We start from the raw sequence: 21456 nt of genomic DNA, 5'->3' as shown, positions 1-21456 counted from the left end.
ATAATCCAGGCAAAAGCAAAACATTATTGCCGTACAGGGACAATCAACATGCTGGAGAACCGCTGGGAAGGCATTGACGAGTTCGTTGCGGTGGCCGAATGCAGCCAGTTCACAGCGGCGGCCGAGCGACTGGGAGTGTCGTCCTCCCACGTCAGCCGGCAAGTGGCACGCCTGGAAGAACGCCTGCAAACCCGATTGCTGTACCGCAGTACGCGCAAGGTGACGTTGACCGAAGCCGGCCAGACCTTCCTGCAACACTGCCAACGCCTGCAGGACGGTCGCGAGGAAGCCTTGCGCGCGGTGGGCGACCTGACGAGCGAACCCAAGGGCATGTTGCGCATGACCTGCGCCGTGGCTTACGGCGAACGTTTTATCGTGCCGTTGGTGACGCGGTTCATGGCGCACTATCCGCAACTGCGCGTGGACATCGAGTTGACCAATCGCTCGCTGGACCTGGTCCACGAAGGCCTCGACCTGGCCATCCGCCTGGGACGCCTGCAAGACTCGCGCATGGTTGCCAGCCGCCTGGCGCCTCGGCGCATGTACCTGTGTGCGTCGCCCTCCTACCTCGAACGGTACGGTCGGCCACACAGCTTGTCGGAGTTGAGCCGGCACAACTGCCTGATTGGCAGCTCGGATATCTGGCAAATGGCCCAGGACGGGCGGGAATTTTCCCAGCGCGTGCAAGGCAATTGGCGCTGCAACAGTGGGCAAGCAGTGCTGGATGCGGCGTTGCAAGGCATGGGCTTGTGCCAGTTACCGGATTACTACGTGCTGGAGCATCTGCACAGCGGGGCGTTGGTGTCATTGCTGGAGGCTCATCAACCGCCGAATACTGCGGTGTGGGCGCTGTATCCGCAGCAGCGGCATTTGTCGCCGAAGGTGAGGAAGCTGGTGGACTTTTTGAAGGTGGGGTTGGCTGAGAGGCCGGAGTACAAGCATTGAATTTAGGGGGTCTGCACCGGCCTCATCGCGGCATAGGTATCAACATAACTTCGGCACAACGCTAAATCTGTGGCGAGGGAGCTTGCTCCCGTGACGGACTGACAGCCGACGCTGATCTGGCTGAGGCACCGCGACCTAAATGTGGGAGCGGGCTTGCCTGCGATAGCGGTCTGACAGCCGATACCTATCTACCTGACACCCCAATGATCCCACAAGTTTAACCGCAGGGTGTCAGGTAGATAGGTGTCGACTGGCAGGCCGTCATCGCAGGCAAGCCAGCTCCCACAGTTGGATCGTTGGGGTGTCAGGTAGATAGGCGTCGGCTGTCAGGTCGTCACCGGAGCAAGCTCCCTCGCCACAGGTCCAGCGTCGGCTCTAAGTTGTGTCGATACCTATGCTGCGATGAGGCCAACTCGGTCTGACAAGTTACCGCCGGTTAGCCCAGCGCAACTTCAACCACTCTAGATCTTCCGGCCGAGTCACCTTGATATTGTCCGACCGCCCTTCCACCAGGCGCGGTGCCTGGCCGGACCACTCCATGGCCGAGGCCTCATCGGTGATCAGCGCATCGGCCACCAGGCTGTCCGCCAAGGCGCGATGCAAGGCGCCCAGTCGGAACATCTGCGGCGTGTAGGCCTGCCAGATCAGGCTGCGATCGATGGTGCCCACCACACGGCCATGCTTGTCGACACGCTTGAGGGTGTCGCGCGCCGGCACTGCCAGCAGGCCACCTACCGGGTCATCGGCCAGTTCCGCCAGGAGTTTGTCGAGGTCATCACGGCTCAGGTTAGGTCGCGCAGCGTCGTGCACCAACACCCAGTCTTCATCGCTGGCACCCAAGGCATTGAGTTGCAGCAGCGCATTGAGAACCGAGCCGGAACGTTCCGAGCCGCCATCGGCACGCTGGATACGCGGGTCGTTGGCGCATGCCAAGCTGGGCCAATAAGGATCATCAACTGCAAGACTGACCACCAGGCCCTTGAGGGAGGGATGGTCGAGAAAACAGCCGAGGCTGTGTTCGAGAATAGTGCGCCCGCCCAGTTGCAGGTACTGCTTGGGGCGGTCCGCGGCCATACGGGCACCGACGCCCGCGGCAGGAATCACGGCCCAGAAGGCCGGTAAATCGTGGCTCATTGGGCCAACTGGTAGAGGGTTTCGCCCTCCTTGACCATGCCCAACTCATGACGAGCCCGCTCTTCAACGGTCTCCGTGCCTTTTTTCAGCTCAAGCACTTCAGCGTCGAGGACGCGGTTGCGCTCCAGCAGGCGTTCGTTTTCGGCACGCTGGTCGGCAATTTGCTGGGTCAACTCTTCCACCTGCGCAAAGCTGCCATTACCGACCCATAGGCGGTACTGCAGGCCAGCCAGCAACAAGAGCAAGACGAGGAACAACCAATTGGGACTGCGCATCGAAATCCGGGTATCCAGTGAAAAAAGACAGTCATGCAAACCTTTTGCAGCAACTGATAGCACAAAGCCTGGAAAAACCAGGCTTGCACTTGTCAGTCAGCAGATTAGCGCCGAAATTCACACTCTCGTGAGATTTCTGACGTAATCCGCCGACTTTTTACCATTTACTGCTTAGCCGCGAAACTCGCCACGACCGTTGTACTTGGCTTTACCTGCCAATTGCTCTTCGATGCGCAGCAATTGGTTGTACTTGGAGACGCGATCGGAACGGCACAGGGAACCGGTCTTGATCTGGCCCGCCGAAGTACCCACGGCCAGGTCGGCAATGGTGGAATCTTCGGTTTCGCCGGAGCGATGGGAGATCACGGCGGTGTAGCCCGCAGCCTTGGCCATCTGGATGGCTTCCAGGGTTTCGGTCAGGGTGCCAATCTGGTTGAACTTGATCAGGATCGAGTTGGCGATCTTCTTGTCGATGCCTTCTTTCAGGATCTTGGTGTTGGTCACGAACAGGTCGTCGCCCACCAGCTGGATTTTCTCGCCGATCTTGTCGGTGAGGATTTTCCAGCCATCCCAGTCGGACTCGTCCAGGCCGTCTTCGATCGAGATGATCGGGTAGCGCTGGGTCAGGCCCTTGAGGTATTCAGCAAAACCTTCGGAGTTGAACACCTGGCCTTCGCCGGACAGGTTGTATTTGCCGTCTTCATAGAATTCGCTGGCGGCGCAGTCCAGGGCCAGGGTCACGTCGGTGCCCAGCTTGTAACCAGCGTTGGCCACGGCTTCGGAGATGACTTTGAGTGCATCTTCGTTGGAAGCCAGGTTCGGCGCGAAACCACCTTCGTCACCGACTGCAGTGCTCAGGCCACGGGCCTTCAGTACAGCCTTGAGGTGATGGAAAATCTCGGTGCCCACGCGCAGGCCTTCGGAGAAGGACTTGGCGCCAACCGGCTGCACCATGAATTCCTGGATGTCGACGTTGTTATCCGCGTGCTCGCCACCGTTGATGATGTTCATCATCGGCACCGGCATCGAGTAGACGCCCGGGGTGCCGTTCAGGTTGGCAATGTGTGCGTACAACGGCAGGTCCTGGTCCTGCGCAGCCGCCTTGGCAGCTGCCAGGGACACCGCGAGGATGGCGTTGGCGCCGAGGCTGCCTTTGTTTTCAGTGCCGTCGAGCTTGATCATCGCGTGGTCCAGGGCTTTCTGGTCCAGCGGGTCCTTGCCCAGCAACAGGTCACGAATCGGACCGTTGATGTTGGCTACAGCCTTGAGTACACCCTTGCCCAGGTAACGGCTCTTGTCGCCATCACGCAGTTCCAGCGCTTCGCGCGAACCGGTGGAAGCACCGGACGGCGCGCAGGCGCTGCCGATGATGCCGTTATCGAGAAGCACGTCGGCTTCGACGGTGGGGTTGCCACGGGAGTCGAGAACTTCACGACCTTTGATGTCGACGATTTTTGCCATTGTTGTAAACACTCCAAAGTTGACGAAAACGACGCAGCTGAAGGAAATCTTTTGACCGACCGCAAGGGTGGAACAACGGGGCAGGCTTGCAGACGACAAGGCTCAGACCCGGGGGCCTGAGCGTAAAGCGTGGGAAATTCTACCGGAGAAATGCCAGTTACGCGGTCTCTACCGTCGGAAAACTCTTGACCAGTTCGTCCAACTGCTTGAGTTGGGCCAGGAATGGCTCCAGCTTGTCCAGGCGCAGGGCGCATGGGCCATCACATTTGGCGTTGTCCGGGTCTGGGTGAGCTTCAAGGAACAGGCCCGCCAGCGACTGGCTCATGCCCGCCTTGGCCAGGTCCGTCACCTGGGCACGTCGCCCGCCAGCGGAGTCCGAACGACCGCCGGGCATTTGCAGCGCGTGGGTGACGTCGAAGAACACAGGGTATTCGAACTGTTTCATGATGCCGAAACCGAGCATGTCCACCACGAGGTTGTTGTAGCCGAAGCTCGAACCCCGCTCGCAGAGGATCAACTGGTCGTTACCCGCTTCCACGCACTTGCTCAGGATGTGTTTCATCTCCTGGGGTGCGAGGAACTGGGCTTTCTTGATATTGATCACAGCGCCGGTCTTGGCCATGGCGACCACGAGGTCGGTCTGGCGCGACAGGAAGGCCGGCAACTGGATGATGTCGCACACCTCGGCGACCACGGCAGCCTGCTCAGGCTCGTGGACGTCGGTGATGATCGGCACGCCGAAGGCTTGCTTGATGTCCTGGAAGATCCGCATGCCTTCTTCAAGGCCCGGGCCGCGATAGGAGGTCACGGACGAGCGGTTGGCCTTGTCGAAGCTGGCCTTGAAGACGTAAGGGATACCCAGTTTCTGAGTGACCCGCACGTACTCCTCACACACCTGCATCGCCATGTCGCGGCTTTCCAGCACGTTCATGCCGCCGAACAGCACCATGGGCTTGTCGTTGGCAATCTCGATGTCGCCTACGCGAATGATCTTCTGAGCCATCAGGTTTACGCCTTCTTCTGGTGTTGCGTCAGTGCTGCTTTGACGAAACCACTGAACAACGGGTGACCGTCGCGCGGCGTCGAGGTGAACTCCGGGTGGAACTGGCAGGCCACGAACCACGGATGATCCGGTGCCTCGACCACTTCAACCAGCTTGCCATCACCGGAGCGACCGGAGATTTTCAGGCCAGCTTCTTTGATCTGCGGCAGCAGGTTGTTGTTCACTTCGTAGCGGTGACGGTGACGCTCGACGATCACGTCCTTGCCGTAGCAGTCGTGTACCAGCGAGCCGGCTTCCAGCAGGCAATCCTGTGCACCCAGGCGCATGGTGCCGCCCAGGTCGGACGTTTCGGTACGGGTTTCAACGGCGCCGGTGGCGTCTTCCCACTCGGTGATCAGGCCCACGACCGGGTGGCCGCTGCTGTGATCGAACTCGGTGGAGTTGGCGTCTTTCCAGCCCAGCACGTTACGGGCGAACTCGATAACGGCCACTTGCATGCCCAGGCAGATACCCAGGTACGGCACCTTGTTTTCACGAGCGTACTGCACGGCAGTGATCTTGCCTTCCACGCCACGCAGGCCGAAACCGCCGGGAACGAGGATCGCGTCAACACCTTCGAGCAGCGCGGTGCCCTGGTTCTCGATGTCTTCGGAATCGATGTAGCGCAGGTTGACCTTGGTACGGTTGCTGATACCGGCGTGGCTCATGGCTTCGATCAGCGACTTGTACGCGTCCAGCAGCTCCATGTACTTACCGACCATGGCGATGGTGACTTCGTGCTCAGGGTTGAGCTTAGCGTCGACAACCGCTTCCCACTCGGACAGGTCGGCGCCGCCGCACTGCAGGCCGAAACGCTCGACCACAAAATCATCCAGCCCCTGCGAGTGCAGGATGCCCGGGATCTTGTAGATGGTGTCGGCGTCTTCCAGGGCAATCACCGCACGCTCTTCAACGTTGGTGAATTGCGCGATCTTGCGGCGCGAGGAAATGTCGATCGGGTGATCGGAGCGGCATACCAGCACATCCGGCTGCAGGCCGATGGAACGCAGTTCCTTGACCGAGTGCTGGGTAGGCTTGGTTTTGGTTTCGCCGGCAGTGGCGATGTACGGCACCAATGTCAGGTGCATCAGCATCGCGCGCTTGGCGCCGACTTCGAAACGCAACTGGCGGATGGCCTCCAGGAACGGTTGGGACTCGATGTCACCCACGGTGCCACCGATCTCGACCATCGCCACGTCGGCATCGCCTGCACCCTTGATGATGCGGCGCTTGATTTCGTCGGTGATGTGCGGGATCACCTGGATGGTTGCACCCAGGTAGTCACCACGGCGCTCTTTGCGCAACACGTGCTCGTAGACACGGCCGGTGGTGAAGTTGTTGTTCTGGGTCATGGTCGTGCGGATGAACCGCTCGTAGTGGCCCAGGTCCAGGTCGGTCTCGGCGCCGTCGTGGGTGACGAACACTTCACCGTGCTGGAACGGGCTCATGGTGCCCGGGTCAACGTTAATGTACGGGTCCAGCTTGAGCATGGTGACCTTAAGTCCCCGCGCCTCCAGGATGGCCGCCAATGAAGCGGAGGCAATGCCTTTCCCCAATGAAGAAACAACACCGCCCGTGACGAATATGTAGCGCGTCATGAAAAACCCTAGAAGTCTGCGTTAAAGCGGTCCGAGCCGCCGGGGAAAGCGAAGGAAGGCCGAAGCCCCCGATCACCTGCATTAATCACAGTGCACCTTTCAAAAAAACCGCCGCGTTGTGACAGACCAGCAATGAAACACCGGTACGTTGATCGCTACACATTTTTTGGAATCGCCCAGCAAAGACTGCTTGGTAATCGGCAACGACTGCGATTCAGGCGAATCCACAGAAGTTGTATCAAGAAGGGAGCGTAGTCTACCGGAAAGGCGCTATCAGCTCAAACCTTGATCGCAGGTCTGTGGCAACCAATCCAATTGCACCTCACCCATCGACCGGGCCCATGCCCCCGCAACGCTTGGCACAGCCAGCAATTGCTCGCCCCGATAGACCAGCGGCAATCTGCCACGGACGAAGCCCGGCATGCCGCTTTCATTCAGCAGACGCTTGAGATCCCGCCGGCCTCGGCCCGGTACGTCGATGATTTCGCCACCCTGGCGATAACGGACCAGCAGCGGGCCTTCGGGAGCCTTGCCCATAAACTTAAGTTGGCCATTGCCCGTTAACTCTAGTGGATTTTGCGGATCGGGCCAGCTCACCGATACGTCGGAAAACTCCGACCATGTTGAGGGCAACCACCAGATGCGTTCACCGCTACGCTGCATCTGGCCGTCGGCCAGGCGCCACAGAGGCTGTGCGTCAGGCTTGGCATCGCGCAGGGCATGCCAACCGGCCCAGTGGTCGCTGTCGGGTAAACGGGTCAGTGGCGTGAGCCAATGCCGCAGGGCGTTACGCTGGCGGGCATCGGACAATTCACGCAATGGTTCAAGCGCCAGAGACGGCAGAGGCAACCAGGGAAACGCAGAAGGCTGATCGGCGCGCTGCAGGTCCATCAGCGCCAATTCGTCGAGCAGCTCTTGAGCCTCAGCCATGTGTTCAGCAGTGCGGGCCAGGTGGGTGATCGCCTGGGGCCAGCGTTCCGTCAGGGTCGGGAATACGCGGTGACGCAGGTAATTGCGGGAAAACCGTGGATCAGCATTGGAGGGATCTTCGATCCACTGCAACTGATGCTGATGGGCGTAGGCTTCCAGTTCGCTACGGGAAGCGCTCAGCAATGGCCGTACCAAATGCCCAGCCGCCAAAGGGCGATCTCCAGGCATTGCCGCCAACCCTCGCACCCCTGCACCACGTAACAAACGAAACAGCAGGGTTTCGGCTTGATCATCGCGATGCTGGCCGGTGAGAAGCACCTCCCCTACCCCCATGACCTGCATGAACGCCTGGTAACGCGCATCACGTGCCGCACGCTCAAGACTCGCGCCTGGCTTCACTTGCACGCGCATGACGCACAAGGGTACGCCCAGGCTGTCGCAGACCGATTGGCAATGAGCAGGCCACGCATCAGCAGCAGCTTGCAGGCCATGGTGGACATGGACGGCGCGGACAGGAGGCAGATTTTCGATTTTGGCCAGCGAGGCCAAAAGGTGCAGCAGGACGGTGGAGTCGAGACCGCCGGAGAATGCAATATGCCAGGCCGGCGCGTTGCGCCAGGGGGCCAGGGTGTGCAGGAGTGCGGCCGGCAGGGTTGGCTTCATCACACGTCACCGCCGCAAAGCTGGAATACGTTCGTCAGCATACACAAAGCAAATGTGAGAGCCGGGCTTGCCCTAATGCCTGTAGGAGCGAGCTTGCTCGCGAAAAACTCAAAGGCGCCGCGTTCATTCAGAAAACACGCGTAATCGTTGACGTTTTTCGCGAGCAAGCTCGCTCCTACAGAAGCCAGCTCCCACATTGGGTACCGCGTCGGCTTAGAGGCCGTAGCTCATCAGGCGCTCGTAACGACGAGCCAGCAGCGCTTCGTTATCCAGCTTCTTGAGCATCGCCAGTTGCGAACCCAACTCGGCACGGATAGTCGCAGCAGCGGCAGCCGGGTCACGGTGGGCGCCGCCCAGTGGCTCGGCGATGACCTTGTCCACGATACCCAGGCCTTTGAGGCGATCGGCGGTGATGCCCATGGCTTCGGCAGCGTCCGGCGCCTTTTCGGCGGTTTTCCACAGGATCGATGCGCAACCTTCCGGCGAGATCACCGCGTAGGTCGAGTACTGCAACATGTTCAACTGGTCGCAGACACCAATGGCCAGCGCACCGCCGGAACCACCTTCACCGATCACGGTGGCGATGATCGGGGTTTTCAGGCGCGCCATGACGCGCAGGTTCCAGGCAATCGCTTCGCTCTGGTTGCGCTCTTCGGCGTCGATACCCGGGTAGGCACCTGGCGTGTCGATGAAGGTCAGGATCGGCATCTTGAAACGCTCGGCCATTTCCATCAGGCGGCACGCCTTACGGTAGCCTTCCGGGCGCGGCATGCCGAAGTTGCGGCGTACTTTCTCGCGCACTTCACGGCCTTTCTGGTGACCGATCACCATCACCGGCTGGTCGTCCAGGCGAGCGATGCCGCCCACGATGGCCGCGTCGTCGGAGAAGTGACGGTCGCCGTGCAACTCGTCGAACTCAGTGAAGATGTGCTCGATGTAGTCCAGGGTGTAGGGACGGCGCGGGTGGCGAGCCAGGCGCGCGATCTGCCAGCTGGTCAGCTTGCCGAAGATGTCTTCGGTGAGCGTGCTGCTCTTGTCTTGCAGGCGAGCGATCTCATCGCCGATATTCAGCGAATTGTCATTGCCGACCAGGCGCAGCTCTTCGATCTTGGCTTGCAGGTCAGCGATCGGCTGTTCGAAATCAAGAAAATTCGGGTTCATAAGCGTCCGTCTTGGGTCGACGGCCAAGGGGTGCCTGGCCAGCCGGTTGTCTATTCGCGCCCTACCTTAAGGGAGAGGCGCGTTTAGGTCGAGATTAAATGTTTAGTCGAGATCAGACTCATCTGACCGTCAACGGTATTGGAGGAAGACGTTGTCTCGCCCGAACTGGTCACGCAAAGCTTGAATCAAGCCATCAGCGGGATCAATTCGCCACGTCTCACCAAACTGCAACATGGCCTTGGCATCGCTGCCCGTGTACTCCATGGTCACCGGGCACGCGCCACGGTGGCGTTTGAGCAGGTCACCCAACCAGCGTAGCTGATCGCCTTTAAGCGCTTCGGTCTTGACCTTCAGGCGCAGGCTCTCGGCCAGGTTGGTGCGGGCGTCTTCCATGCTCATCACGCGCTTGATGCGCAGGCGCAGGCCACCAGAGAAGTCATCATTGCTGACCTCCCCTTCCACCACCACCATGGCGTCGGTTTGCAGCAGCGACTGGGCGGAGTGGAACGCGTCGGCAAACAATGACGCCTCGATGCGGCCCGAGCGGTCATCGAGGGTGATGAAGCACATCTTGTCGCCCTTCTTATTTTTCATCACCCGCAGGGCGATGATCATGCCGGCGACGGTCTGGGTATCCCGCGCCGGTTTCAGGTCGATGATGCGCTGACGGGCGAAACGGCGGATTTCGCCTTCGTACTCGTCAATCGGGTGGCCGGTGAGGTAGAGGCCCAAGGTGTCTTTCTCACCTTTCAGGCGCTCCTTGAGCGTCAGCTCCTTGGCCTTGCGGTGGTTGGCGTAGACATCGGCATCTTCTTCGACGAACAGCCCGCCAAACAGGTCGGCGTGGCCACTGTCATGGGTACGGGCAGTCTGTTCGGCGGCTTTGATCGCCTCTTCCATGGCAGTCAGCAGCACCGCGCGATTGCGGTCGATATTGGCCTGGTAAGCCTTCGGCTCATCATGGAAATACGGGCCAAGGCGGTCGAGTGCGCCGCTGCGGATCAGGCCATCGAGGGTGCGCTTGTTGATGCGCTTGAGGTCTACCCGCGCGCAGAAATCGAACAGGTCCTTGAACGGCCCGTCCTGACGCGCCTCGGTAATGGCCTCCACCGGGCCTTCGCCCACGCCCTTGATCGCGCCGAGGCCATAGATGATGCGGCCTTCGTCGTTCACCGTGAACTTGAACTCCGAAGCGTTCACGTCCGGCGCATCGAGGCGCAGCTTCATGGTGCGCACTTCCTCGATCAAGGTCACGACCTTGTCGGTGTTGTGCATATCCGCCGAGAGTACCGCCGCCATGAACGGCGCCGGGTAGTGGGCTTTCAGCCAGGCGGTCTGGTACGACACCAGGCCGTAGGCGGCGGAGTGGGATTTGTTGAAGCCATAACCGGCGAATTTTTCTACCAGGTCGAAGATGTTACCGGCCAGGTCGGCATCGATGTTATTAGTCGCGCAACCTTCAATGAAACCACCGCGCTGCTTGGCCATTTCCTCGGGCTTTTTCTTACCCATGGCGCGACGCAGCATGTCCGCACCGCCGAGGGTGTAGCCGGCCATCACCTGGGCGATCTGCATCACCTGTTCCTGGTACAGGATGATGCCGTAGGTCGGCGCCAGTACGGGCTTGAGGCCCTCATACTGGTAGTCGGAGTGCGGGTAAGCCAGTTCGGCGCGCCCGTGTTTACGGTTGATGAAGTCATCCACCATGCCCGATTGCAGCGGGCCCGGACGGAACAGGGCCACCAGTGCGATCAAGTCTTCCAGGCAGTCGGGCTTGAGCTTTTTGATCAGCTCCTTCATGCCCCGGGATTCAAGCTGGAACACCGCGGTGGTTTCGGCTTTTTGCAGCAGGCTGTAGGTCGGTTTATCGTCCAGCGGGATAAACGCGATATCCAGCGGTTCTTCGCCGACCTTGGCACGGTCGCGGTTGATGGTCTTGAGCGCCCAGTCGATGATCGTCAGGGTACGCAGGCCGAGGAAGTCGAACTTCACCAGGCCGGCCGCCTCCACGTCGTCCTTGTCGAATTGGGTGACCAGGCCGTCGCCTTCTTCATCGCAATAGATCGGCGAAAAGTCGGTGAGCTTGGTCGGCGCGATAACCACACCGCCGGCGTGTTTACCGACGTTACGCACCACGCCTTCGAGCTTGCGCGCCATGTCCCAGATTTCGGCGGCTTCTTCATCGACCTTGATAAAGTCGCGCAGGATTTCTTCCTGCTCGTAGGCTTTTTCCAGGGTCATGCCGACTTCGAACGGGATCATCTTCGACAGGCGGTCCGCCAAACCGTAGGACTTGCCCTGCACCCGCGCCACGTCGCGGATTACCGCTTTGGCGGCCATGGAACCGAAGGTGATGATCTGGCTTACTGCGTTGCGGCCATATTTCTCGGCCACGTATTCAATCACGCGGTCACGGCCATCCATGCAGAAGTCGACGTCGAAGTCGGGCATGGAAACCCGTTCCGGGTTCAGGAACCGTTCGAACAGCAGGTCATATTCCAGCGGGTCAAGGTCGGTAATCTTCTGTACGTAAGCCACCAGCGAGCCAGCACCTGACCCCCGGCCCGGACCTACCGGTACGCCGTTGCTTTTGGCCCACTGGATAAAGTCCATTACGATCAGGAAGTAACCGGGGAACCCCATCTGGATGATGATATCCAGCTCGAAATTCAGCCGGTCGACGTAGACCTGGCGCTTGGCTTCGTAATCTTCGGTGGTGTCCTTGGGCAAGAGGACGCTGAGGCGTTCTTCCAGACCATCGAACGACACTTTGCGGAAATACTCATCGATGGTCATGCCATCGGGAATCGGGAAGTTGGGCAAAAAGTGCTTGCCCAGCTTTACTTCAATGTTGCAGCGCTTGGCGATCTCGACGGAGTTTTCCAGGGCCTCGGGCAAATCGCTGAACAACTCCGCCATTTCGTCGGCGCTTTTGAGGTACTGCTCTTCGCTGTAGTTCTTGGAGCGGCGCGGGTCATCCAGGGCCCGGCCTTCGCCGATGCACACGCGGGTTTCGTGGGCTTCGAAATCTTCTTTCTTGATAAAGCGCACATCATTGGTCGCCACCAGCGGCGCACCCAGCTTGTCGGCCAGGGCTACAGCAGCGTGCAGATGTTCTTCATCGTTGGGGCGATTGGTACGCTGGACTTCCAGGTAGAAACGGCCCGGGAATACCTGCATCCACTCGCGCGCCAGCACCTCGGCTTCCTGGGGGTTGCCGCCCAGCAGCGCGATACCGATTTCACCCTCTTTGGCCGCCGAGAGCATGATCACGCCCTCGCTGGCTTCGGCCACCCACTCGCGTTCAATGATGATCGAGCCGTTGCGCTGGCCGTCGATAAAGCCACGGGAGATCAGTTCGGTGAGGTTGCGATAACCCACGCCGTTCATCGCCAGCAGGCTGATGCGGCTCAGGGGGTTATCCGGGTCTTTGTTGGACAGCCACAGGTCGGCGCCGCAGATCGGCTTGATGCCGGCGCCCATGGCGTTCTTGTAGAACTTGACCAGGGAACACATGTTGTTCTGGTCGGTAACCGCGACCGCAGGCATGTTCATGCCCACCAGGGTTTTGACCAGCGGTTTGATCCGTACCAGGCCGTCGACCAGGGAGTACTCAGTGTGCAGGCGTAGATGAACGAATGAAGCCGGCATAGTGATCCTGTCTTGATACATGAAAACAACAAGGCCCGGATTGTACCGGGCCTGGGTAAAAACATCAGCCTTGCTGCTAAACCTCGATCAGACTTTCACGGGCCTCATAAGCCTGGCGTACCGGGGCAAACGAGCGGCGATGGATCGGGGTGGGGCCAAGCCGAGCCAGGGCTTCCAGATGAACGGGCGTCGGGTAGCCTTTATGGCCACCAATGCCGTAGCCGGGGTAAATCAATTCGAATGCAGCCATTTCACGGTCGCGACTGACTTTGGCCAGGATCGAGGCGGCGGCAATGGCCGGAACCTTGCTATCGCCCTTGACCACCGCTTCGGACGGCATCGTCAGCTTGGGGCAGCGGTTACCGTCGATCATCGCCATTTTCGGGGTGATGTGCAGCCCTTCCACAGCGCGCTGCATCGCCAGCATGGTGGCGTGCAGGATATTCAGCTCGTCGATTTCTTCGACTTCAGCCCGGGCGATATGCCAGCTCAGGGCCTTTTCACAGATCTCGTCATAGAGCTTTTCGCGGCGCGCTTCGGTGAGTTTCTTCGAATCGTTGAGCCCCAGGATCGGGCGGTTCGGATCGAGGATCACCGCCGCCGTGACCACAGCGCCACACAGCGGGCCGCGCCCGACTTCGTCAACACCCGCCACCAGTTCGTGGGCTTGGGCAACGAGGCTGAAATCCAGGCCCATTTGCAGGGTCATAAGGCGTCCTGTTTATGGCCGATCAAGGTCAACACGGCGTCGGCCGCCTGGTTCGAGGCATCACGACGCAACGTGCGGTGAATGTCGTCGAAACCACGGGTCTGCTCTTCGCCGCCATCGATCAAGGGTAGTAGGGTTTTTGCAAGCGCTTCGGGCGTTGCATCGTCCTGCAGCAACTCCGGCACCAGCAATCGCTGGGCCAGCAGGTTGGGCAAGGAAATGTAAGGGCTCTTGACCATGCGCTTGAGAATCCAGAAGGTCAGTGGCGCCAGGCGATAGGCCACGACCATCGGCCGCTTGTACAGCAGGGCCTCAAGCGTGGCAGTGCCCGAGGCGATCAACACCGCATCGCAGGCTGCCAGGGCCAGGTGGGACTGGCCATCAAGCAGGGTCAACGGCAGATTGCGACCTTCCAGTAAGGTTTCGATCTGGGCACGGCGTTGCGGGCTGGCACAGGGCAGCACAAAGCGGATCCCCGGCTTTTGCGCTTGCAGAAGCTGGGCGGCATCAAAAAACAACGCGCCCAAGCGCCCCACCTCGCCGCCACGACTGCCTGGCATCAACGCAACCAAGGGGCCATCGGGCAAACCCAGCTCGGCGCGCGCGGCAGCACGGTCAGCCTGCAAGGGAATGGCGTCAGCCAAGGTGTGGCCGACAAACCGCACCGGCACGCCCTTCTCTTCGTAGAACCGGGCTTCGAATGGCAGCAGGGTCAACATCAGGTCGCAGCCTTCGCGGATTTTCAACACGCGCTTCTGGCGCCACGCCCACACGGATGGGCTGACGTAGTGCACGGTCTTGATCCCGGCCTGACGCAACTTGAGTTCGATATTGAGCGTGAAATCCGGCGCATCGATGCCGATAAAGACGTCAGGCTTTTCTTCAATCAGCGTCTTGATCAGGAGCTTGCGGCGAGCCAGCAGCTCACGCAGGCGCCCCAAGACTTCCACCAACCCCATGACCGACAGGCGCTCCATGGGGAAGTAGGAGGTCAGGCCTTCGGCCTGCATCAACGGGCCACCGACCCCGATAAATTCCACCGCCGGATGCTGGGCCTTGAGCGCCCGCATCAAGCCGGCACCCAGGATATCGCCGGAAGCTTCACCGGCCACGAGCGCAATACGCAGAGTGGCCATGATCAGCGGGTGATGCCGCGAGTCGAGGTCTGGATAGAGTCACGGAACACCGCGACTTCCGGGAACTGCGTGGCAGGCTCGGCCAGCTCGGCCAGGGCCTGTTCCACGGTCAACCCTTGGCGGTAAACCGTCTTGTAGGCACGGCGCAGGGCGTGGATGGCCTCTTCGCTGAAACCGCGACGACGCATGCCTTCAAAATTCATGCTACGGGCTTCGGCAGGGTTGCCGAATACCGTCACGAACGCCGGGACATCCTTGCCGATGGCGGTGCCCATGCCGGAAAAGCTGTGGGCGCCGATATGGCAGTACTGATGCACCAGGGTAAAACCGGAGAGGATCGCCCAATCGTCAACGTGCACATGGCCTGCCAACGCGGTGTTGTTGACCAGGATGCAATGGTTGCCGATCACGCTGTCATGGCCGATATGCGCATAGGCCATCACCAGGTTGTGATCGCCCAAGGTGGTTTCAGCGCGATCCTGCATGGTGCCGCGGTGAATGGTGACGCCTTCACGAATGATGTTGTGGTCACCAATGACCAGGCGCGTTTCTTCACCCTTGTACTTCATGTCCGGGGTGTCTTCGCCTACCGAGGAGAACTGGTAGATACGATTATGTTTGCCAATGCGGGTCGGCCCTTTAAGGATCACGTGCGGCCCGATGACAGTCCCCTCGCCGATTTCCACACCTGCGCCGACGATCGACCAAGGGCCGACCTCAACGTCGGCGGCCAGTACGGCCGACGGATCGATGATTGCGCGAGGGTCAATCAAACTCATAGTTTGCGTTCCGCACAGATGATCTCGGCAGAGCACACCGGCTTGCCATCTACCGAGGCCTGGCATTCGAACTTCCAGATCTGGCGTTTGCAACTGATGAACTTGGCTTCCAGGATCAACTGGTCACCCGGGGTGACCGGGTTGCGAAAACGCAGCTTGTCCGAACCCACGAAATAGTAAAGCGTGCCGTCGGCAGGCTTGAGGTCGAGCATTTTGAAACCAAGGATACCGGCAGCCTGGGCCATGGCTTCGATGATCAACACACCTGGCATGATTGGATGCGCAGGAAAGTGACCATTGAAGAATGGTTCGTTGATGCTGACATTCTTGTAGGCACGAATGCGCTTTTCCTCGACGTTGAGGTCCACTACGCGGTCCACCAGCAGGAACGGGTAACGGTGAGGCAGGTATTCGCGAATCTCGTTGATGTCCATCATTTCGGGGGGAAGCCTGTAATAAAGATTGGGGGCGGGCGCACCAGGCGCACGCCCCGCTAGCAAATCAAGGAGGCCGTCTAGCGGCTGCGCACACTTGATATGGAAATGGTATCAGCCTTCTGATGAAGCATTACCGCCAGGGGTCACGTCCCCGACACGCTTTTCAAGCTGTTTGATACGTCGTGCCATGTCGTCGATCTTCCTCAAACGCGCGGCACTCTTGCGCCATTCGGCCGCAGGTTGCATCGCGGTACCGGATGAATAGGCCCCTGGCTCTGTGATCGAGTGGGTCACCATGGTCATGCCGGTGATGAAGACGTTGTCGCAAATGTCGATATGCCCCACCAGCCCTACGCCACCGGCGAGCATGCAATGCTTGCCGATCTTGGTGCTGCCGGAAATACCCACGCAGGCGGCCATGGCGGTGTGATCGCCAATCTGTACGTTGTGGGCGATCTGGATCTGGTTATCGAGCTTCACACCGTTACCGATCACGGTATCGGCCAGGGCCCCGCGATCCACAGCGGTGTTGACACCGATCTCCACATCATCGCCGATCAATACGCCACCGACCTGGGCGATCTTGTGCCAGATGCCCTTGGCATTGGCAAAGCCGAAGCCCTCACCGCCGATCACGGCGCCCGACTGGATGACCACACGCTGACCGATACGCACATCGTGGTAAAGGGTTACGCGAGGAGCCAGCCAGCCATCGGCACCAATTTCGCAGCGCGCGCCGATGAAACAGTGGGCACCTACGGTGACGCCTGCACCAATACGCGCCCCACTCTCGATCACGGCAAACGCGCCGATGCTGGCCGCCGGGTCAACCTGGGCATCCTCGGCGATCACGGCAGACGGGTGAATACCGCCAGCCGCCTTCGGCTTGGGATCGAACAGGTGCGACGCCTTGGCGTACGACAGGTACGGGTCGGCCACCACCAGCGCATCCCCAATAAACCCTTCGGCGTCAGCGGCCTTCAGCAACACGGCTGCGGCCTGGCAGTCGACAAGGTATTTACGGTATTGAGGATTTGCGAGGAAGCTCAACTGAGCTGGGCCAGCCTCCTGCAAGGTGGCTAGCCCAGTGATTTCTTTCTCCTTGGAGCCACGCAAAGTGGCCCCCAGGAACTCGGCCAACTCGCCGAGTTTGATAGTCGCTGTCATGGTTTACTTCAGCTGGTTCATGCGCTCGATCACCTGGCGGGTGATGTCGTATTGAGGCTTGACGTCGATCACGGCGCCACGCTCGAACACCAGGTCAAAGGCACCTTTCTTGATGACTTCTTCCACAGCGCTGTCCAATTTCGGCTTGAGCTGCTTGAGCATTTCGCGGTCGGCCACAGCCTTGGCTTCGTTCAGCTCCTTGGATTGGAACTGGTAGTCACGGGCCTTTTGCTTGAATTCAAGCTCCAGACGCTCGCGCTCGCCTTGCTGCATCTTGTCGCCACCAGCTACCAGGCGGTCCTGGATCCCCTTGGCGCTGCTTTCCAGGGTCTTGAGCTTGGTCAGTTGCGGACCGAACTTTTTCTCGGCATCCACGGCGTATCGCTTGGCCGCATCGGATTCCAGCAGAGCCATCTGATAGTTCAGAACGGCGATTTTCATTTCGGCGAAGGCCGGGGTGGTGACCAGCACAGTGGCCAGCAAGACCAATTGAGTCAACTTACGCACGATGTACTCCTACAGAATCCGTTGTCGTTATCTTAGGTCAGACGCTTAGAACGTCTGGCCGAGGGAGAATTGGAAAATCTGGGTTTCAGCGTTATCCGGTTTCTTGATCGGCATGGCCAGAGCAAAGCTCAACGGGCCCAGCGCAGTCACCCAGGTCACACCCACGCCCACGGAGCTCGCAAGGTTGCTGAGGCTCACGTCGTTGCACTGGGTGTTGGACTTCACGCCACTTGGGTTGGTGATCTGATCGCACTTGGAGTCGAACACGTTACCCACGTCCCAGAAGACCGAAGTACGCAGCGACCGCTGGTCTTTCACGAATGGCAGCGGGAACAGGACCTCTGCACCACCCTGAATCAGCACGTTACCACCGAATGGCAACGGGTCATTGTCCGAATCAGCAGTGGTGCCTCGGTTACCCGTCACGCCAACACCACGGCTTGGGGTACCACGCGGGCCCAGGGTACTGTCCTTGAAGCCACGTACCGAGTTGAAGCCACCAGCATAGTAGTTTTCATAGAACGGCAAGCCATCGGTCGAACCATAACCGTCGCCATAGCCCAGCTCTGTGTGCAGGCGCAGGGTGTAGTTATCGCTCAACGGCTGGAACAACTGGCCGCGGTAGTCGAGCTTGAAGAACGACAGGTCGCTGCCCGGCGTGGTGACTTCCGCAGTCAGGCTCTGGGAGTGACCACGGGTGGCCAGTACGCCTTTGTTCAGGGTCGACTCGGACCAGCCGGCAGACGCCTTGAAGTTCAGGAACTTGTCGCCTTCACGACGGGTGAAGTCGAAGATTTCGTCCACGGTGTACACACCGGTCTTGATCTCATCCTGTTGCGCAGTGAGGCCGAAGGTCAGGCGCGAGGTTTCGCTGATCGGGTAACCCACGTTGACACCGGCACCCAGGCTGTCGATCGCATAGCTTGCAACGTCAACATCGAGGTCTTTGTAGTCGGTGGTGCGGTAGAAGGCGTTGTAGCCCAGGCTCACACCGTCTGCAGTCCAGTAGGGGTCGGTGTAGCCGAAGTTGTATCGGCTCTGGTATTCGCTGCGGGTCAGACCGATGGACACACGGTTACCGGTACCCAGGAAGTTGTTCTGCGTGATGGAACCACCCAGGATCAAACCGGCGCTCTGAGCGAAACCGACGCTGGCAGTGATCGAACCCGAGGCTTGTTCTTCCACGGCGTAGTTCACGTCAACCTGGTCATCCACACCCGGTACGGCCGGGGTTTCGACGTTGACTTCTTTGAAGAAGCCCAGGCGTTCAAGACGGGTCTTGGACTGGTCGATCAGGTAGGTCGACGCCCAGCCACCTTCCATCTGACGCATTTCACGACGCAGCACTTCGTCCGCAGACTTGGTGTTGCCACGGAAGTTGATGCGGTTGACGTAGGCACGCTTGCCTGGATCGACGACGAAGGTGATGTCCACGGTGTGGTCTTCATCATTCGGGGTCGGCACGCCGTTGACGTTGGCGAAGGTATAGCCTTCGTTACCCAGGCGGCGGGTGATCAGTTCGGAAGTGGTGGTCATCAGCTTGCGCGAGAACACCTGGTCCTTCTGCACCAGCAGCAGGGACTTGACCTGGTCTTCAGGCACTTTCAGGTCGCCGCTGAGCTTGACGTCACGAACCTTGTACTTCTCGCCTTCGTTGACGTTGACGGTGATGTAGACGTGCTTCTTGTCCGGGGTGATGGACACCTGGGTCGAAGCGATGTCCATGTTGATGTAGCCACGGTCCAGATAGTAGGAGCGCAGGCGCTCCAGGTCACCGGAGAGTTTTTCACGGGCGTACTTGTCATCGTTCTTGAAGAACGACAACCAGTTGGTGGTCTTGAGCTCGAACAGGTCGACCAGGTCTTCATCAGGGAACTTGGTGTTGCCCACGACGTTGATGTGCTGGATGGCGGCCACAGTGCCTTCGTTGATGTTGACCTTCAGGCCCACACGGTTACGAGGCTGGGGGATCACTTCGGTTTCCACGGTCGCGGAGTAGCGACCTTGGGCAACGTACTGGCGTTGCAGCTCGTTACGCACACCCTCAAGGGTCGCGCGCTGGAAGATCTCGCCCTCGGCAAGGCCCGATTGCTTCAGGCCCTTCATCAGGTCTTCAGTGGAGATGGCCTTGTTACCTTCGATCGCGATACTCGCGACGGAAGGTCGCTCGACGACCGTGATGACCAGGACGTTGCCTTCACGACCCAGTTGGATATCTTGAAAGAACCCGGTTTTGAACAGCGCACGAGTGGATTCCACCAGGCGACGATCATCCGCCTGTTCCCCGACGTTCAACGGCAAGGCACCAAAGACACTACCCGCGGAAACCCGCTGGAGGCCGTTGACGCGAATATCGGAGATGGTGAAGGACTCGGCGTGAACTTCGGCGATCATCAATACGGTGAGAACCGCAGTTAGCAGCAGACGTTTCATGAAGTCCTTTCTTATTCCAACTGGCAATAAACAAACTGCCGCAAAATGCGGCAGATTCGCAATTCAGCGAAGCGTTACAGACGTCCCAGATCGTTGACCAGGGCTAACAACATCACCCCGACCACCAAACTGATACCAATCTGTATCCCCCAACCCTGCACCCGATCCGACAAGGGGCGACCACGCACCCACTCGACCAGATAAAACAGCAGATGCCCCCCATCCAATACTGGAATGGGCAGCAAATTCAGAACCCCAAGGCTAATACTCAGATAAGCCAGGAAATTCAGGAAATCCGCGACACCCGACTGGGCAGAAGCGCCCGCCACTTTAGCAATGGTTATCGGTCCACTCAAGTTTTTTACCGAGAGCTCACCGAACAACATTTTCTTGAGGGATTCGAGGGTCAGCACGCTCATGGTCCAGGTGCGTTTCGCACCCTCCCCAATCGCCGCCAAAGGCCCATAGCTGACCTCTCGCACCATCGATGGCGGCCATTCGACACCTTTGACCCCGGCACCCAGGTACCCCCCGGCCGCCCTGGCTTCCCCTCGAACCGACAAGGTCACAGGGACGTCGATTTGAGCACCCTCGCGCTCAACTTTCAGCACAATTTTGGTATCAGGGCGCACACGCACCAGGTCGACCACCTGCTGCCAGTCACCCAGCGCCTGACCATCCAGGGCCAGCAAGCGATCACCGGTTTTCAGGCCAGCAGCCTGGGCCGGGCCTTTCGGGTCGAGCTCGGCCAGCACCGGCGGCAAGGCCGGACGCCAAGGGCGGATCCCCAGGGATTTGATCGGATCGGGCTCATCAGCGCCCTTGAGCCAATGGTCCAGCGCCAATGCCCGCGGGGTTTCGGCGCTGGAATCCTGGTCGCGCACCACCACATTGACGGTGCCGCTCTCGCCCAGGCGACGCACCAACTGCAAGTTGACCGCGCCCCACCCGGTGGTAGGTTCGCCATCAATGGATACAATTTCCTGCCCAGCCGTCAGGCCGGCCTTGGCTGCAATGCTGTCGGCTTCGACCGCGCCAATGACCGGGCGCACCTGCTGGCTGCCCAGCATGGCCAAGACCCAGAAGAACACCATCGCCAACAGGAAGTTGGCGATCGGTCCCGCCGCGACAATCGCGATACGCTGACGAACGGTCTTGCGATTGAAGGATTGGTCCAGTTGGTCTGCCGGCACTTCGCCTTCGCGCTCATCGAGCATTTTGACGTAGCCGCCCAACGGGATAGCCGCAATGACAAACTCAGTGCCGCGGCGGTCATGCCAGCGCAGCAACGGCATGCCGAAACCGACGGAAAAGCGCAATACCTTGACGCCGCAACGACGCGCCACCCAGAAGTGGCCGAATTCGTGGAAGGTCACCAACACACCCAGAGCAACCAGGGTGCCGACAATCATGTAGAGCGCACTCATC

General features: G+C 59.7%; 17 protein-coding genes. 1 reads left to right on the top strand and 16 read right to left on the bottom strand.

The window, feature by feature from the left end; all coding sequences use genetic code 11:
- The first annotated feature begins 48 nt into the window (after nt 1-48).
- The gene (locus HU731_RS22435) at nt 49-945 is read left to right on the top strand and encodes a LysR substrate-binding domain-containing protein (RefSeq protein ID WP_044272593.1); all 897 of its coding nucleotides are present in this window, start codon (nt 49-51) and stop codon (nt 943-945) included.
- A gap of 426 nt (nt 946-1371) precedes the next feature.
- Here the strand turns inward: HU731_RS22435 and ispD are convergent, their stop codons facing one another.
- The 16 genes from ispD to rseP all read right to left on the bottom strand — a co-directional run bounded on the left by ispD (nt 1372) and on the right by rseP (nt 21455).
- A complete protein-coding gene (gene ispD, locus HU731_RS22430) occupies nt 1372-2079 on the bottom strand; it encodes a 2-C-methyl-D-erythritol 4-phosphate cytidylyltransferase (protein WP_186605555.1) in 708 nt (235 codons plus the stop codon).
- The gene (gene ftsB, locus HU731_RS22425) at nt 2076-2354 is read right to left on the bottom strand and encodes a cell division protein FtsB (RefSeq protein ID WP_003189195.1); all 279 of its coding nucleotides are present in this window, start codon (nt 2352-2354) and stop codon (nt 2076-2078) included. Before ftsB ends, ispD begins: the two co-directional genes overlap by 4 nt.
- A 171-nt stretch (nt 2355-2525) precedes the next feature.
- Entirely contained in the window at nt 2526-3815 is a 1290-nt protein-coding gene (gene eno / locus HU731_RS22420; RefSeq protein WP_186605553.1) for a phosphopyruvate hydratase, read from the bottom strand.
- Between the two features lie 157 nt (nt 3816-3972).
- The gene (gene kdsA, locus HU731_RS22415; protein ID WP_003189190.1) at nt 3973-4818 is read right to left on the bottom strand and encodes a 3-deoxy-8-phosphooctulonate synthase; all 846 of its coding nucleotides are present in this window, start codon (nt 4816-4818) and stop codon (nt 3973-3975) included.
- Nucleotides 4819-4823: 5 nt separating this feature from the next.
- A complete protein-coding gene (pyrG, locus tag HU731_RS22410; protein WP_003189189.1) occupies nt 4824-6455 on the bottom strand; it encodes a CTP synthase in 1632 nt (543 codons plus the stop codon).
- Nucleotides 6456-6728: 273 nt separating this feature from the next.
- Entirely contained in the window at nt 6729-8048 is a 1320-nt protein-coding gene (tilS, locus tag HU731_RS22405) for a tRNA lysidine(34) synthetase TilS (protein WP_186605550.1), read from the bottom strand.
- Between the two features lie 213 nt (nt 8049-8261).
- Nucleotides 8262-9209: an acetyl-CoA carboxylase carboxyltransferase subunit alpha gene (locus HU731_RS22400; protein ID WP_003189182.1), complete on the bottom strand. Its 948-nt coding sequence runs from the start codon at nt 9207-9209 to the stop codon at nt 8262-8264.
- A 129-nt stretch (nt 9210-9338) separates the two neighbouring features.
- Nucleotides 9339-12860 carry a DNA polymerase III subunit alpha gene (dnaE, locus tag HU731_RS22395; protein ID WP_186605541.1) on the bottom strand — a complete coding sequence of 1174 codons (3522 nt, stop codon included), beginning with the start codon at nt 12858-12860 and terminating at the stop codon, nt 9339-9341.
- A 76-nt stretch (nt 12861-12936) separates the two neighbouring features.
- On the bottom strand, nt 12937-13563 hold the full coding sequence (gene rnhB, locus HU731_RS22390) for a ribonuclease HII (RefSeq protein ID WP_161793220.1): 627 nt from the start codon (nt 13561-13563) through the stop codon (nt 12937-12939).
- A gap of 2 nt (nt 13564-13565) precedes the next feature.
- Nucleotides 13566-14705 (bottom strand): lipid-A-disaccharide synthase, encoded by a 1140-nt coding sequence (gene lpxB / locus HU731_RS22385; RefSeq protein ID WP_186605539.1) that lies wholly within the window; start codon nt 14703-14705, stop codon nt 13566-13568.
- Nucleotides 14706-14707: 2 nt separating this feature from the next.
- Nucleotides 14708-15484, bottom strand: coding sequence for an acyl-ACP--UDP-N-acetylglucosamine O-acyltransferase (gene lpxA, locus HU731_RS22380; RefSeq protein ID WP_186605536.1), 777 nt, complete (start codon nt 15482-15484; stop codon nt 14708-14710).
- Nucleotides 15481-15921 (bottom strand): 3-hydroxyacyl-ACP dehydratase FabZ, encoded by a 441-nt coding sequence (fabZ, locus tag HU731_RS22375; RefSeq protein ID WP_003172281.1) that lies wholly within the window; start codon nt 15919-15921, stop codon nt 15481-15483. Before fabZ ends, lpxA begins: the two co-directional genes overlap by 4 nt.
- 111 nt (nt 15922-16032) lie before the next feature.
- On the bottom strand, nt 16033-17088 hold the full coding sequence (gene lpxD / locus HU731_RS22370; protein ID WP_186605534.1) for a UDP-3-O-(3-hydroxymyristoyl)glucosamine N-acyltransferase: 1056 nt from the start codon (nt 17086-17088) through the stop codon (nt 16033-16035).
- Nucleotides 17089-17091: 3 nt separating this feature from the next.
- Entirely contained in the window at nt 17092-17595 is a 504-nt protein-coding gene (locus tag HU731_RS22365) for an OmpH/Skp family outer membrane protein (protein WP_003189173.1), read from the bottom strand.
- A gap of 45 nt (nt 17596-17640) precedes the next feature.
- Nucleotides 17641-20028: an outer membrane protein assembly factor BamA gene (gene bamA, locus HU731_RS22360; protein WP_186605532.1), complete on the bottom strand. Its 2388-nt coding sequence runs from the start codon at nt 20026-20028 to the stop codon at nt 17641-17643.
- A gap of 74 nt (nt 20029-20102) precedes the next feature.
- The gene (gene rseP, locus HU731_RS22355) at nt 20103-21455 is read right to left on the bottom strand and encodes a sigma E protease regulator RseP (protein WP_186605530.1); all 1353 of its coding nucleotides are present in this window, start codon (nt 21453-21455) and stop codon (nt 20103-20105) included.
- Nucleotide 21456 lies beyond the last annotated feature (1 nt).

Source organism: Pseudomonas salmasensis, assembly GCF_014268375.2.
Lineage (GTDB): Bacteria > Pseudomonadota > Gammaproteobacteria > Pseudomonadales > Pseudomonadaceae > Aquipseudomonas > Aquipseudomonas salmasensis.
The sequence above is the reverse complement of the archived record's forward strand: the minus strand, read 5'-3'. Positions and strand labels throughout refer to the sequence as shown.

What these genes read in the sequence shown, in the direction of transcription:
- HU731_RS22435 (WP_044272593.1), top strand. Translation starts at nt 49, where the DNA reads ATGCTGGAGAACCGCTGGGAAGGCATTGACGAGTTCGTTGCGGTGGCC.
- ispD (WP_186605555.1), bottom strand. Translation starts at nt 2,079, where the DNA reads ATGAGCCACGATTTACCGGCCTTCTGGGCCGTGATTCCTGCCGCGGGC.
- ftsB (WP_003189195.1), bottom strand. Translation starts at nt 2,354, where the DNA reads ATGCGCAGTCCCAATTGGTTGTTCCTCGTCTTGCTCTTGTTGCTGGCT.
- eno (WP_186605553.1), bottom strand. Translation starts at nt 3,815, where the DNA reads ATGGCAAAAATCGTCGACATCAAAGGTCGTGAAGTTCTCGACTCCCGT.
- kdsA (WP_003189190.1), bottom strand. Translation starts at nt 4,818, where the DNA reads ATGGCTCAGAAGATCATTCGCGTAGGCGACATCGAGATTGCCAACGAC.
- pyrG (WP_003189189.1), bottom strand. Translation starts at nt 6,455, where the DNA reads ATGACGCGCTACATATTCGTCACGGGCGGTGTTGTTTCTTCATTGGGG.
- tilS (WP_186605550.1), bottom strand. Translation starts at nt 8,048, where the DNA reads ATGAAGCCAACCCTGCCGGCCGCACTCCTGCACACCCTGGCCCCCTGG.
- HU731_RS22400 (WP_003189182.1), bottom strand. Translation starts at nt 9,209, where the DNA reads ATGAACCCGAATTTTCTTGATTTCGAACAGCCGATCGCTGACCTGCAA.
- dnaE (WP_186605541.1), bottom strand. Translation starts at nt 12,860, where the DNA reads ATGCCGGCTTCATTCGTTCATCTACGCCTGCACACTGAGTACTCCCTG.
- lpxB (WP_186605539.1), bottom strand. Translation starts at nt 14,705, where the DNA reads ATGGCCACTCTGCGTATTGCGCTCGTGGCCGGTGAAGCTTCCGGCGAT.
- lpxA (WP_186605536.1), bottom strand. Translation starts at nt 15,484, where the DNA reads ATGAGTTTGATTGACCCTCGCGCAATCATCGATCCGTCGGCCGTACTG.
- fabZ (WP_003172281.1), bottom strand. Translation starts at nt 15,921, where the DNA reads ATGATGGACATCAACGAGATTCGCGAATACCTGCCTCACCGTTACCCG.
- lpxD (WP_186605534.1), bottom strand. Translation starts at nt 17,088, where the DNA reads ATGACAGCGACTATCAAACTCGGCGAGTTGGCCGAGTTCCTGGGGGCC.
- bamA (WP_186605532.1), bottom strand. Translation starts at nt 20,028, where the DNA reads ATGAAACGTCTGCTGCTAACTGCGGTTCTCACCGTATTGATGATCGCC.
- rseP (WP_186605530.1), bottom strand. Translation starts at nt 21,455, where the DNA reads ATGAGTGCGCTCTACATGATTGTCGGCACCCTGGTTGCTCTGGGTGTG.